Origin of the sequence: Bacillus sp. ISL-45, from assembly GCF_018613195.1 — a bacterium.
Lineage (GTDB): Bacteria > Bacillota > Bacilli > Bacillales > Cytobacillaceae > Mesobacillus.
In genome coordinates, this window is sequence record NZ_JAGGQQ010000023.1 from 38,155 (window position 1) to 51,660 (window position 13,506).

12 protein-coding genes and 1 other annotated feature are annotated in these 13,506 nt (G+C 44.3%); all 12 genes read right to left on the minus strand.

Going from position 1 to position 13,506, the window contains the following annotated elements; all coding sequences use genetic code 11:
- Positions 1-31 precede the first annotated feature (31 nt).
- A complete protein-coding gene (rpsL, locus tag J7E35_RS21995; RefSeq protein ID WP_023626436.1) occupies positions 32-454 on the minus strand; it encodes a 30S ribosomal protein S12 in 423 nt (140 codons plus the stop codon).
- 100 nt (positions 455-554) lie between these two features.
- Entirely contained in the window at positions 555-803 is a 249-nt protein-coding gene (locus tag J7E35_RS22000; RefSeq protein WP_214784143.1) for a 50S ribosomal protein L7ae-like protein, read from the minus strand.
- Between the two features lie 181 nt (positions 804-984).
- Complete coding sequence (rpoC, locus tag J7E35_RS22005) at positions 985-4,587, minus strand: DNA-directed RNA polymerase subunit beta' (RefSeq protein ID WP_214784146.1); 3,603 nt, start codon at positions 4,585-4,587, stop codon at positions 985-987.
- 113 nt (positions 4,588-4,700) lie between these two features.
- Positions 4,701-8,261, minus strand: coding sequence for a DNA-directed RNA polymerase subunit beta (rpoB, locus tag J7E35_RS22010; protein WP_214784149.1), 3,561 nt, complete (start codon positions 8,259-8,261; stop codon positions 4,701-4,703).
- 245 nt (positions 8,262-8,506) lie between these two features.
- On the minus strand, positions 8,507-9,109 hold the full coding sequence (locus J7E35_RS22015) for a class I SAM-dependent methyltransferase (RefSeq protein ID WP_214784152.1): 603 nt from the start codon (positions 9,107-9,109) through the stop codon (positions 8,507-8,509).
- A 531-nt stretch (positions 9,110-9,640) separates the two neighbouring features.
- The gene (rplL, locus tag J7E35_RS22020) at positions 9,641-10,003 is read right to left on the minus strand and encodes a 50S ribosomal protein L7/L12 (RefSeq protein WP_023626441.1); all 363 of its coding nucleotides are present in this window, start codon (positions 10,001-10,003) and stop codon (positions 9,641-9,643) included.
- A gap of 58 nt (positions 10,004-10,061) precedes the next feature.
- Positions 10,062-10,562: a 50S ribosomal protein L10 gene (rplJ, locus tag J7E35_RS22025; protein ID WP_214784155.1), complete on the minus strand. Its 501-nt coding sequence runs from the start codon at positions 10,560-10,562 to the stop codon at positions 10,062-10,064.
- A gap of 32 nt (positions 10,563-10,594) precedes the next feature.
- Positions 10,595-10,731 (minus strand) — a sequence feature (ribosomal protein L10 leader region).
- Between the two features lie 50 nt (positions 10,732-10,781).
- Complete coding sequence (gene rplA / locus J7E35_RS22030; protein WP_214784158.1) at positions 10,782-11,474, minus strand: 50S ribosomal protein L1; 693 nt, start codon at positions 11,472-11,474, stop codon at positions 10,782-10,784.
- A gap of 231 nt (positions 11,475-11,705) precedes the next feature.
- A complete protein-coding gene (rplK, locus tag J7E35_RS22035; RefSeq protein WP_139378273.1) occupies positions 11,706-12,131 on the minus strand; it encodes a 50S ribosomal protein L11 in 426 nt (141 codons plus the stop codon).
- Between the two features lie 173 nt (positions 12,132-12,304).
- The gene (gene nusG, locus J7E35_RS22040) at positions 12,305-12,838 is read right to left on the minus strand and encodes a transcription termination/antitermination protein NusG (protein WP_214784160.1); all 534 of its coding nucleotides are present in this window, start codon (positions 12,836-12,838) and stop codon (positions 12,305-12,307) included.
- A gap of 179 nt (positions 12,839-13,017) precedes the next feature.
- Positions 13,018-13,200 carry a preprotein translocase subunit SecE gene (gene secE / locus J7E35_RS22045; protein ID WP_041966537.1) on the minus strand — a complete coding sequence of 61 codons (183 nt, stop codon included), beginning with the start codon at positions 13,198-13,200 and terminating at the stop codon, positions 13,018-13,020.
- A gap of 51 nt (positions 13,201-13,251) precedes the next feature.
- The gene (gene rpmG / locus J7E35_RS22050) at positions 13,252-13,401 is read right to left on the minus strand and encodes a 50S ribosomal protein L33 (RefSeq protein ID WP_214784162.1); all 150 of its coding nucleotides are present in this window, start codon (positions 13,399-13,401) and stop codon (positions 13,252-13,254) included.
- Between the last annotated feature and the right edge of the window lie 105 nt (positions 13,402-13,506).

The window sequence follows — 13,506 nt, forward strand, 5'->3', positions numbered from 1 at the left end:
TCCTTTCAAAAAGGCTAATTAGTTTTGTTTATTATTTCTTTGCTGCTTTTGGTCTCTTAGTACCGTACTTAGAACGGCCCTGCATACGATTGTTTACTCCAGCAGTATCAAGAGCACCACGAACGATGTGATAACGTACACCCGGTAAGTCTTTTACACGTCCTCCGCGGATAAGAACAACACTGTGCTCTTGAAGGTTGTGCCCGATACCAGGGATATAAGCTGTTACCTCGATTCCGTTAGTCAAACGTACACGAGCGTATTTACGCAACGCTGAGTTCGGCTTCTTAGGAGTCATAGTACCAACACGAGTACATACACCACGCTTTTGTGGAGATGAAACGTTAGTTTGAGCTTTCTTGAAGCTGTTGTAACCTTTATTAAGCGCTGGAGATTTTGACTTCTCCTCTTTAGAACTACGCGGCTTGCGCACTAATTGGTTAATAGTAGGCATGATCATTTTCCTCCCTTCACATTTTTGTAAGCCCACACATCCAGGTGGTTCATTTTTTTACAAAAAACAAAGTTCTTGCAGTCCACTGCAAAAACAGTTTTTACTTGGTTATCGCTACAGCTGAAGCTCCTACGGCAATCCCGCATGCCTTCCCTAATCTTTTCATGGAGTCGACATAGGTGATGGCTGTGTTCATTTTCCTGGCAGTCTGCAATAGATTGGCTGTCACTTTCATGTCAGCGTCCTTCGCAATGACCAGTTCGATTACTTCGCCAGCCTTCAGTGCTTTCACTGTTTGCTTTGATCCTACTATAATCTTTTTAGCTTGAGCTACTTTTTCATAAGACATGATATCCTCCAAAGTAACCGGTAAATAGGAGCACCTTTGAAATATTAACATCTAGTGCAAGAGATGTCAACAACATTAGAAAACTTTTTTCTCTAGATTGTTGTTTTTATTCATAGATCCATTCTTTTTTCTTTAAAAAGGCGGCACTTTCTGCCGTAGCAGAGAGCGCCGCGCTCTTTATTTATTCTACAGTGATTGCATCTTCGGCTTTTTCTTCTTCCATTGCAATTGGTTCAGCTCTTCTATAGCGCTGCATACCAGTTCCTGCTGGAACAAGTTTACCGATGATAACATTTTCCTTCAGGCCGAGAAGTTCATCGCGCTTGCCTTTGATCGCTGCATCTGTAAGCACTCTTGTTGTTTCCTGGAAGGATGCTGCAGACAGGAATGAATCCGTCTCAAGTGATGCTTTTGTGATACCAAGCAATACCGGACGTCCTGTTGCTGGCATTTTGCCATCAAGAAGTGCCTTGCGGTTAGCGTCAGTGAACTGATGGATCTCAAGCAATGTGCCTGGCAGTACATCTGTTTCACCAGCATCGATAACCCTGATTTTGCGCATCATCTGGCGCACCATTACTTCTACGTGCTTGTCGCCGATTTCAACACCCTGCATACGGTATACTTTTTGAACTTCTTTCAATAGGTATTCCTGCACGGATTGAACATCTTTGACTCTTAAGAGCTCCTTAGGGTCGATTGAACCTTCAGTGAGTTCCTGACCGCGTAGTACATGGTCATTCACAGCAACCTTCAAACGTGCTGTATATGGCGCATTGTAAGTACGGCTTTCGATTTCACCCTGAATCACGATTTCCTGCTGACGATCTTTTCCTTCGTTGATGCCGACTACGACACCTTCCAATTCAGAGATGACAGCTTGCCCTTTAGGATTACGTGCTTCGAACAATTCCTGGATACGCGGAAGACCTTGTGTGATATCGTCTCCTGCAACACCGCCCGTATGGAATGTACGCATTGTAAGCTGAGTACCTGGCTCACCGATTGACTGGGCAGCAATGATACCGACTGCTTCGCCAACTTCGACTTCCTGGCCAGTCGCAAGGTTGCGTCCGTAACACTTCTTACATACGCCGTGGCGTGTATTACATGTGAATGCAGAGCGGATCCATACTTCTTCGATCCCTGCTTCTACTACTTCAACAGTCAAGTCTTCTGTAATCAATCCGTTTTCAGGTACAATCACAGCCTTTGTTTCAGGATGCTTGATTGCCTTTCTTGCATAACGGCCAATTAAACGCTCTTCTAGAGGTTCGATTACTTCAGTACCATCTTTAAGTGATTTGATAAATAATCCTCTGTCTGTACCGCAATCGTCTTCGCGAACGATAACATCCTGTGCTACGTCTACGAGACGGCGAGTCAAGTAACCTGAGTCAGCAGTCTTAAGTGCTGTATCGGCAAGACCTTTACGAGCACCGTGAGTGGAGATAAAGTACTCCAAAACTGTCAGACCTTCACGGAAACTCGACTTAATCGGCAACTCGATGATTCGTCCAGCCGGGTTGGCCATCAGACCACGCATACCAGCAAGCTGCGTGAAGTTGGACGCGTTACCACGGGCACCTGAGTCACTCATCATGAAGATAGGGTTTGAATTATCTAATGATTTCATCAGCTTAGCCTGGATATTATCCTTCGCCTGGCTCCAGATAGAAATTACGCGATCATAACGCTCATCCTCGGTAATCAAACCGCGTCTGAACTGCTTAAGAACATTATCTACCTTTGTTTGTGCTTCTGAAATGATTTCCTGTTTCTCTTTAAGAACCACGATATCAGCCACACCTACCGTAATACCCGCTTTAGTCGAGTATGTGAATCCAAGACCCTTCATACGGTCAAGCATTTTTGATGTTTCTGTGATTTTGAACTTCTTGAACACTTCAGCAATGATGTTTCCAAGAATTTTCTTCTTGAACGGATCAACCAATTTCATGCTCTTGATAACTTCCTTGATATCCGCGCCTTTTTCAACAAAATATATTTCTGGAGTTTTCTCCTCAAGGTTTTGCTTGGAAGGCTCATTGATATAAGGGAATGACGCTGGAAGGATTTCGTTGAAAATCAACTTTCCAACAGTCGTGATCAATAACTGGCCATTTTGCTCTTCCGTGAATGTCTGGTTGCCAAGAGATGAAGCGGCAACAGCAATACGAGTGTGAAGGTGTACATAGCCATTCTGATATGCGATCAATGCTTCATTCGTATCCTTGAATACCATACCTTCGCCTACAGCATCTTCTCTTTCCAAAGTAAGGTAATAGTTACCTAATACCATATCCTGTGAAGGAGTAACAACCGGCTTTCCATCCTTAGGGTTCAGGATGTTCTGGGCAGCAAGCATCAACAGGCGTGCTTCTGCCTGTGCTTCAGCAGAAAGTGGCACGTGGACTGCCATCTGGTCACCGTCGAAGTCAGCGTTATAAGCTGTACATACTAGCGGGTGAAGACGGATTGCGCGTCCTTCTACTAACGTTGGCTCAAACGCCTGGATTCCCAATCTATGAAGAGTTGGGGCACGGTTAAGCAATACTGGGTGCTCTCTGATTACATCTTCTAGGACATCCCAAACCTCAGGGCTAACGCGCTCAATTTTACGTTTAGCAGACTTAATGTTGTGCGCTAAACCTTTTTGCACTAATTCTTTCATTACAAATGGCTTGAACAGCTCAAGTGCCATTTCTTTAGGTAGACCACACTGGTACATGTGCAAGTTAGGACCTACGACGATAACAGAACGGCCAGAGTAGTCAACACGCTTACCAAGAAGGTTTTGACGGAAACGACCTTGCTTACCCTTAAGCATATGGGACAGGGACTTCAACGGACGGTTACCTGGTCCTGTTACCGGACGGCCGCGGCGGCCGTTATCGATCAACGCGTCAACAGCTTCCTGAAGCATACGCTTTTCGTTCTGAACAATGATGCTAGGAGCACCAAGGTCAAGAAGACGTTTAAGACGGTTGTTACGGTTGATTACTCGGCGGTATAAATCGTTCAGGTCGGAAGTTGCGAATCGACCTCCATCAAGCTGTACCATCGGGCGAAGTTCCGGCGGGATGACAGGGAGGACATCAAGGATCATCCAAGATGGCTCATTGCCTGACCCACGGAATGCTTCTACTACCTCTAGACGCTTGATCGCACGAGTACGACGCTGGCCTTGTGCTGTTCTTAATTCTTCCTTCAGCATGTCGGCTTCTTTATCAAGGTCGATATCTGAAAGCAGCTTTTTGATTGCTTCTGCTCCCATTGCCGCCTGGAATTTGTTGCCGTATTTTTCACGATAAGCGCGGTATTCTTTTTCTGACAACAACTGCTTCTTCTCAAGGGCAGTGTCGCCAGTTTCCGTAACTACGTAAGAAGCAAAGTAAATAACCTCTTCAAGTGCGCGCGGAGACATATCCAGGATAAGTCCCATACGGCTAGGAATACCTTTGAAATACCAGATGTGAGAAACAGGAGCTGCAAGCTCGATGTGTCCCATTCTTTCACGACGGACTTTTGCGCGTGTTACTTCAACACCGCATCGGTCACAGACTACGCCTTTGTAGCGAACTCTTTTGTACTTTCCGCAGTGACATTCCCAGTCCTTCGTCGGTCCGAAGATACGCTCACAGAATAAGCCGTCTTTTTCTGGTTTCAAAGTACGATAGTTGATTGTTTCAGGCTTTTTAACCTCACCGAAAGACCATGAACGGATCTTGTCTGGTGAAGCGAGGCCAATTTTCATGTACTCAAAATTATTAACATCTAGCAAGGGGCCTACCTCCCTTTTAATCTAGGGTTTTACCCTTATGGCCACCCAAAAAGGAACACACGTGGACAATACTGTTATTCAACTGTTTGTACACGTGTGCCAATTAGATGGACCTATTCTTTCATTCCTACTTTTTCTGAATCCATTTCTTCTGCTTCAGGAGCAATTGTCAAAGTTTCTGCATGCTGCAATTCTTCTTCATCATCAAAATCGCGCATTTCTATTTCTTTTTCATCGCCTGACAGGATCTTGACATCCATACCAAGACTCTGAAGTTCTTTCATCAATACTTTGAATGATTCAGGAACGCCTGGTTCTGGTACGTTTTCACCTTTTACAATTGCTTCATACGTTTTAACACGTCCAACAACATCATCGGACTTGACGGTTAAGATTTCCTGCAATGTGTAAGCAGCGCCATATGCTTCAAGCGCCCAAACCTCCATCTCCCCGAATCGCTGTCCGCCGAACTGAGCTTTACCGCCAAGTGGCTGCTGCGTAACAAGTGAGTATGGTCCAGTAGAACGAGCATGAAGCTTATCGTCTACCATGTGAGCAAGCTTGATCATGTACATGACACCGACAGATACACGGTTATCGAATGGTTCACCTGTACGTCCATCATATAGGACAGTTTTCGCATCTCTGGCCATACCAGCTTCCTGGATTGTTGACCATACATCTTCCTCGCGAGCACCATCGAATACAGGTGAAGCAACATGGATTCCAAGGTAGCGCGCTGCCATACCAAGGTGAAGCTCAAGAACCTGACCGATGTTCATACGTGATGGTACGCCTAGTGGGTTAAGCATGATATCGACTGGTGTTCCGTCCGGCAGGAAAGGCATATCCTCTTCCGGAAGGATCTTCGAGATAACCCCTTTGTTACCGTGGCGTCCCGCCATCTTATCACCTTCAGAAATCTTACGCTTCTGAACGATGTAAGCACGGACAAGCTGGTTTACGCCAGGAGGAAGTTCGTCGCCATCTTCACGGTTGAACACTTTGACGTCAAGGACAATCCCGCCGCCGCCGTGTGGAACACGCAATGAAGTATCGCGTACTTCCCTAGCTTTTTCACCGAAAATCGCGTGAAGGAGACGTTCTTCCGCAGTCAATTCAGTAACCCCTTTAGGTGTTACCTTACCTACCAGAAGATCTCCATCTTTCACTTCGGCACCGACACGGATGATTCCGCGCTCGTCAAGGTTTCTCAATGCATCTTCCCCGACGTTAGGGATATCGCGTGTGATTTCTTCAGGTCCAAGCTTCGTATCGCGGGACTCTGACTCGTATTCTTCTATATGGATGGATGTATAAACATCATCCTTAACGAGGCGCTCACTCATGATGATTGCATCCTCGTAGTTATAACCATTCCATGTCATGAAGCCAACAAGTACGTTACGGCCAAGTGCAAGTTCTCCTGCTTCCATAGAAGGGCCATCAGCAAGGATTTCCCCTTTAACTACACGGTCACCAAGGCTTACGATTGGGCGCTGGTTATAACAAGTACCCTGATTGGAACGAATGAACTTTAGCATGCGGTATTTATCAAGGTCACCCTTAACTTCCTGGCCGTCTACTTCCGTAACACGGCGAACCCATACTTGACGCGCTTCAACGTGTTCTACAATTCCTTCATGCTTACAGATTACTGCTGCACCAGAATCCTTTGCGTTCACGTGCTCCATTCCCGTACCAACGATTGGTGCTTCCGGCTGCATTAACGGAACAGCCTGTCTTTGCATGTTCGCACCCATTAGTGCACGGTTGGAGTCATCGTTTTCCAAGAATGGGATACACGCAGTCGCTGCGGATACAACCTGTTTAGGTGATACGTCCATATAATCGACGCGGTCACGCTTAACAACAGTGTTTTCACCGCGGAAACGGGCAATTACTTCATCATCAATGAAAGAACCATCTTCTGCTAGGCGGGCATTCGCCTGTGCAACTACATAGTTATCTTCTTCATCAGCTGTTAAGTAATCGAAATGGCTTGTCACTTTTCCTGTTTCAGGGTCTACACGGCGGTATGGTGTCTCGATGAATCCGAAACGGTTAACCTTCGCGAAACTTGAAAGGGAGTTGATCAAACCGATGTTTGGACCTTCAGGCGTTTCAATCGGGCACATACGTCCGTAGTGGGAGTAGTGAACGTCACGCACTTCGAAGCCAGCGCGTTCACGTGTAAGACCACCAGGTCCCAATGCAGATAGACGCCTTTTATGTGTCAATTCAGCCAGCGGATTCGTCTGGTCCATGAACTGTGAAAGCTGGGAGCTTCCAAAGAACTCTTTAATGGACGCAATGACCGGGCGGATATTGATTAATTGCTGTGGTGTAATCGTATTTGTGTCCTGAATGGACATTCTTTCACGGACTACACGCTCCATTCTGGACAAACCAATACGGAATTGGTTCTGCAACAGCTCACCTACAGAACGAAGGCGTCTGTTTCCTAAATGGTCGATGTCATCTGTGTCACCAACACCATGCAGCAAGTTAAAGAAGTAGCTGATGGATGCAATGATATCAGCAGGCGTGATGTTTTTGATCGGTTCAGGGACATAGGCATTACCTAAAACATTGATTTCTTTTTCGCCCTCATCGTTCGGAGCATAGATCTTAATGCTTTGTAAAGTTACATCCTCTTCAACCACGCCGCCGTAAGGGCTGAAATTCTTGAAGCCAACATCCTTCTCCAGCGCAGGAATGATCTTATCCAGAGTTCGGCGGTCTAAAGTGACTCCTTTTTCTGCAATAATTTCTCCTGTTTCAGGATCTACTAATGTTTCTGCAAGCTTTTGCCCGAATAAACGGTTTTTAATATGAAGCTTTTTGTTGATTTTATAACGCCCTACATTTGCAAGGTCATAGCGCTTTGGATCAAAGAATCTTGAAACCAGCAAGCTTTTTGCATTGTCAACTGTAGGCGGTTCGCCAGGACGGAGACGCTCGTAAATTTCCAGAAGCGCTTTTTCCGTGCTTTCCGTATTGTCTTTTTCAAGAGTATTACGGATATATTCGTTATCACCGATCAGATCAATGATTTCTTGATCAGAACCGAACCCTAATGCACGCAAAAGAACCGTAACAGGGAGCTTCCTCGTACGATCGATCCTTACATATACAACATCCTTGGCATCTGTTTCATACTCTAACCAGGCGCCTCGGTTCGGAATAACGGTCGCAGTGAACCCTTTCTTCCCGTTCTTATCAAGTTTTCCACTGTAGTATACACTTGGTGAACGCACTAACTGGGAAACGATAACCCTTTCAGCACCGTTAATTACAAACGTGCCAGTTTCTGTCATAAGCGGGAAATCGCCCATGAAGACATCCTGGTCCTTTACTTCACCTGTTTCCTTATTCACAAGGCGGACCTTTACTCGCAATGGCGCAGAGTAAGTGACGTCTCTTTCTTTTGATTCTTCCACTGGATATTTCGGTTCGCCAAGACTGTAATCGATAAACTCTAACGATAAGTTACCAGTAAAGTCTTCAATCGGTGAAATGTCCTGGAACATTTCACGGAGGCCCTCATCAAGAAACCACTGATAGGAAGAGGTTTGAATTTCAATCAAATTCGGCAATTCCAAAACTTCACTGATGCGAGCATAACTTCTACGTTGGCGGTGTCGTCCATACTGAACTAGTTGACCTGTCAACTGATTCACCCCTCAAATCAAGCGTTATTATTCATCTATCCCTGTCTTGTCCATGAAGTTTCCTCCATTTCAAAAGACAAAAAGAAAAAGGGTTTTCACCTAAAAACCACATTTCCTGCAACGAACAATTATTTTGTTAGTTTTCCCTTAATGCCCAAAATTATACAACTTTCGATGAAAATAGCAATTGAAAAGGAAACTAATATATTGGCATTTTATAATATTAACATAGCGGTTTTCTCACGTCAACATTTAACAGATTTGAGAATAAAGTATCCTTTACTTTTCGCCGCAATGTCAACTTCGCCAAAAAGCTCTTTCATTTTTTCCATCGCGGACGGTGCACCCTGCTTCTTCTGGATGACCACCCAAAGCTCTCCGCCTTCAGCTAAATGAAGGAAGCTTTGTTCGAAAATATCATGCACAATCTTTTTCCCGGCACGGATCGGCGGGTTCGTAAGGATTGCATTGAATCCTTTTTCCTCCACTCCAGTCAGCCGGTCACTTTCATAGATTTTCACATTGTTCACTTTGTTTTCGGACGCATTTTCCTCAGCAAGCATAATCGCTCTTTCATTGACATCCACCATGTGGACCATTGCATCAGGATAAGCCTTTGCTAGCGAAAGACCGATCGGCCCATAGCCACACCCAACATCAAGGATCAATCCATCAGCTTTATTCAGTTCGAACGTGTCGATCAACAACCTTGATCCAAAATCGACTTCCTTTTTCGAAAAAACACCACTGTCTGTCTTGAAGCGGAAGCTATTCCCCTTCAATTCACTTTGCCATTTTACTGGATTGCTGTCAGTACTGGGTTTGCGGGAGTAGTAATGTTCAGTCAAAATCTCTCACCTCCACGGGGACTCATTTGAAGAATGCGATCGCGGATTGCATTGCTACTGCGGTATTATAAACTTTTTAAAATTAAAAAGCAAAAATTGAACAAAGTTTAGTTTTGGGCTCTGTTTAATCCGGCTGTTGATTTTTGTTCCAGGCGCTTCGCTTTCCGCGGGGAAGAATTACGAAAAAGCCCTACTGCCGGCTTTTTCAAAGATCAAATTCTTCCTTGCAGTCCGGGAGCCTCCTCGGCACTTTTGGCGCCTGCGGGGTCTCCCGTGACTCGCTATTCCCGCAGGACATTGAATGAACTTCCCCGAAATTGCCCACGCACGATGAAAATGCGTTAACATTTTCGGAGGAGTCTTCACGCCTTCCACCACAATCAACAGGAGGTAAGAACCAAATCTTGTTAAAACAGAGCCTTTATCAACTTGAATGAATCATAACCCCGCCGATTTTAACGTTAACCAGCTAGCAGGATAGAAGCGAAAAAAAAGCCCGCTTTAGCAGCGAGCTTTTTATTGTAAGGTTGATTACTTAACTTCGACGTTAGCTCCAACTTCTTCAAGCTTAGCTTTGATTTCTTCAGCTTCTTCTTTAGAAACGCCTTCTTTAAGAGCTTTAGGAGCGTTGTCAACAACTTCTTTCGCTTCCTTAAGTCCAAGACCAGTGATTTCACGAACAACTTTGATAACCTTGATCTTCTGGTCGCCAGCAGATGCAAGAACTACGTCAAATTCAGTTTGTTCTTCAACAGCAGCTCCAGCAGCTCCACCCATCATAGCAACTGGTGCAGCAGCAGTTACGCCGAATTCTTCTTCGATTGCTTTTACTAGATCGTTAAGTTCTAAAACAGTCATATTTTTAACTGCTTCAATGATTTGTTCTTGAGTCATGATTATTTTCCTCCTTGAAATTGGTTAGTTTTTTTATTGTTAAACCGTAAAAATTAACTTACGCGCCTTGTTCTTCCTTCTGTTCCGCAACTGCCTTTGTAGCAAGAGCAAGATTGCGGATTGGAGCTTGAAGTACGCTGAGTAGCATAGAAAGTAGCCCTTCGCGAGACGGTAGGTCTGCAAGTGCCTTGATTTCTTCTACTGTAACGATGTTGCCTTCAACTACGCCCGCCTTGATTTCAAGCGCTTCATGCTTTTTAGCGAATTCGTTAAGAATCTTCGCTGGTGCAACTACATCTTCAGTACTGAACGCGATTGCGTTAGGACCTGTTAAAGATGTGTTTAAGTCAGCAAGTTCAGCAGCTTCAGCAGCACGGCGTGTCATAGAGTTTTTGTAAACTTTGAATTCTACGCCAGCTTCACGAAGCTCTTTACGAAGTTCAGTTACTTCAGAAACTGTAAGTCCGCGGTAATCAACAACGATTGTTGATTTGCTTTCTTTTAGTTTGCCAGCAATCTCGTCAACGATTTGCTTTTTTACTTCAATAACTTTGCTCATCCTTACACCTCCTGTAGATTTCTGCATTTATACCGATCAAATAAAAACCTCCGCATCTGGACAGACACGGAGGAAGTATACAATAGTAAAAGTGTAGCTCTATCGTATGACCTCGGCAGGTTATTAAGCTATAAGCCCCTGCTGTCTGCGGTACAAATGTTATTTTATTTTCACAACAAGAAGAATTATATCTAATGCTTCTTTAATTGTCAAATACTATTATTTTACAGTTGAAGGATCTACTTTAACGCCAGGTCCCATTGTAGTGGAGATCGTAACGTTCTTCATGTAAGTTCCTTTTGCTGCAGCTGGCTTAACCTTCATCATAGTTTCGAAGATTGTGTTGAAGTTTTCAACAAGCTTGCCGTCTTCGAAAGAAACTTTTCCGATAGGTACATGGATGTTACCAGACTTATCAACGCGGTATTCTACTTTACCTGCTTTGATTTCGTTAACTGCCTTCGTTACATCGAAAGTAACTGTGCCAGTCTTAGGGTTTGGCATTAAGCCTTTAGGTCCCAATACGCGGCCAAGCTTACCAACTTCACCCATCATGTCAGGTGTAGCTACGATTACATCAAAGTCGAACCAGCCTTGCTGGATCTTAGTGATGTATTCTGCATCGCCAACATAGTCTGCGCCAGCAGCTTCTGCTTCTTTTAACTTTTCGCCTTTAGCGAATACTAGAACACGTTGAGTTTTACCAGTACCGTTTGGAAGCACAACCGCTCCACGGATTTGCTGGTCAGCTTTCTTAGGGTCTACGCCCAAACGGAAAGCAGCTTCAACTGTAGCGTCGAATTTCACAGTGCTTGTCTTCTTAGCAAGCTCAACTGCTTCAGCAGCTGTATATGCTTGAGAGCGATCTACAAGCTTTACAGCTTCTAGATACTTTTTACCTTTTTTTGCCATTTTAATTTCCTCCTATATTGTGGTTTTAACGGAATAACCTCCCACTTTGAAAAGCGGAGGCACCTTTGTCAGGTGCCAAAGCCAGACAAGTTGAAAAGCGAAGGCGCCGTATGACGTCTAAGCTTGGCAACGAAAAGCGAAGGCGCCATAAAGGCGCCGTATCAGACAGATAAAAGGTTGCGAGTGAAATCAAATTCAGCTACGCAACCTATCAATCCTCTGCAGCAGAAATTAGTCTTCGATAGTGATTCCCATGCTGCGTGCAGTACCTTCAACCATGCGCATTGCTGCTTCAACGCTAGCTGCGTTAAGGTCAGGCATTTTCTGTTCAGCAATCTCACGTACTTTCTCACGCTTGACTGTTGCTACTTTATTACGGTTTGGTTCACCAGAACCAGACTGGATTCCAGCTGCTACCTTCAAAAGAACTGCAGCAGGAGGAGTTTTCGTAATAAATGTAAATGAACGGTCTTCAAAAACCGTAATTTCAACAGGAATGATTAATCCAGCTTGATCAGCTGTACGAGCGTTAAACTCCTTACAGAATCCCATGATGTTAACACCGGCTTGACCTAGTGCAGGTCCAACTGGTGGTGCCGGATTGGCTTTGCCAGCAGGGATTTGCAACTTAACCATCTTAATTACTTTTTTAGCCACGAGACACACCTCCTTAAAGTCCGTGATGTGGTAATAGGGGATTTTCCCCTCCCACTCATTTTAAAAGTCTTTATATAAAATAAAGAACTTGACATATAATCTGTCAATCGTCCAAGACATACTGACCTATGAAATATTAACACTTTTTAAAGTTGATTTCAAGCCATTTCAAATTATATTTTTTCAATCTGCGAAAATTCGAGCTCTACCGGAGTATCGCGGCCGAACATATTGACAAGAACTTTAAGCTTAGCCTTGTCCTTATCGATTTCTTCGATTGTCCCTGTGAAGTTGGCGAACGGCCCTTCGCTTACCTGGACAGTTTCACCAAGTTCGAAGTTGATATCAACCTTCTTCTCCACCATACCCATGCGCTTGAGGATGAATGTTGCTTCTTCAGGCAATAACGCGGTTGGTTTTGATCCTGCACCAGCTGAGCCAACAAATCCAGTCACACCCGGCGTATTGCGGACAACATACCAGGAATCATCTGTCATAACCAATTCTACCAGGACATAACCAGGGAAAGTCTTTCTCTTAACAACTTTCTTTTTACCATTTTTGAAATCTGTTTCTTCTTCTTCAGGTACGATCACCCGGAAAATCTTATCTTGCATGCCCATTGTTTCAACACGCTTTTCAAGATTCGTCTTGACCTTGTTCTCGTAGCCTGAGTAAGTATGCACTACATACCAATTCTTTTCCATCATCGAGGACTAATTCGTCCGTCCCTCCCCATTTCCAGACGCCCGGGCGTTACCGTCATGTGTAAACGGCAGCCCCGGCATTGAATGCGAATTTTTTCAAGCAAATAAAAAACCCGTTATCCGGGCTTTTAAACTTGTCCTGCGTTTATATTTTCCATTATACCATGAGTACGTATTGGTTATTCAAGAATTAAGCGAATCAATTCAGAAATACCAAGGTCTAACACTGCGAAGAATAGAGCAGCAAAAGCAACTGTAGACAGAACCGTAATCGTGTAGCGAGTTAGTTCTTTGCGTCTAGGCCAGCTGACCTTCCTCATTTCACGTCCAACTTCACTGAAAAAATTAGTGATGCGCTGCATTTTGTAACCTCCAACTTATCGGAATTCCATATGATGATCTATCTGAAAACCTTATTTCGTTTCCTTATGAACTGTATGGGCACCGCAGTTGCTGCAGTACTTTTTCAGCTCCAGCCGTTCTGTTTGCGTTTGCTTGTTGCTCGGTGTGGAATAATTGCGGGAACCGCATTCCTGACAAACAAGAGTCACTTTGTTGTTCATTGACACTTACACCCGCTTCAACAGGCTGATTCCAATCTGATACCATGAAACCGCCATCTATAATATCTTTAAAAAGATACCACGGCTGATAGCCTGTGTCAATAA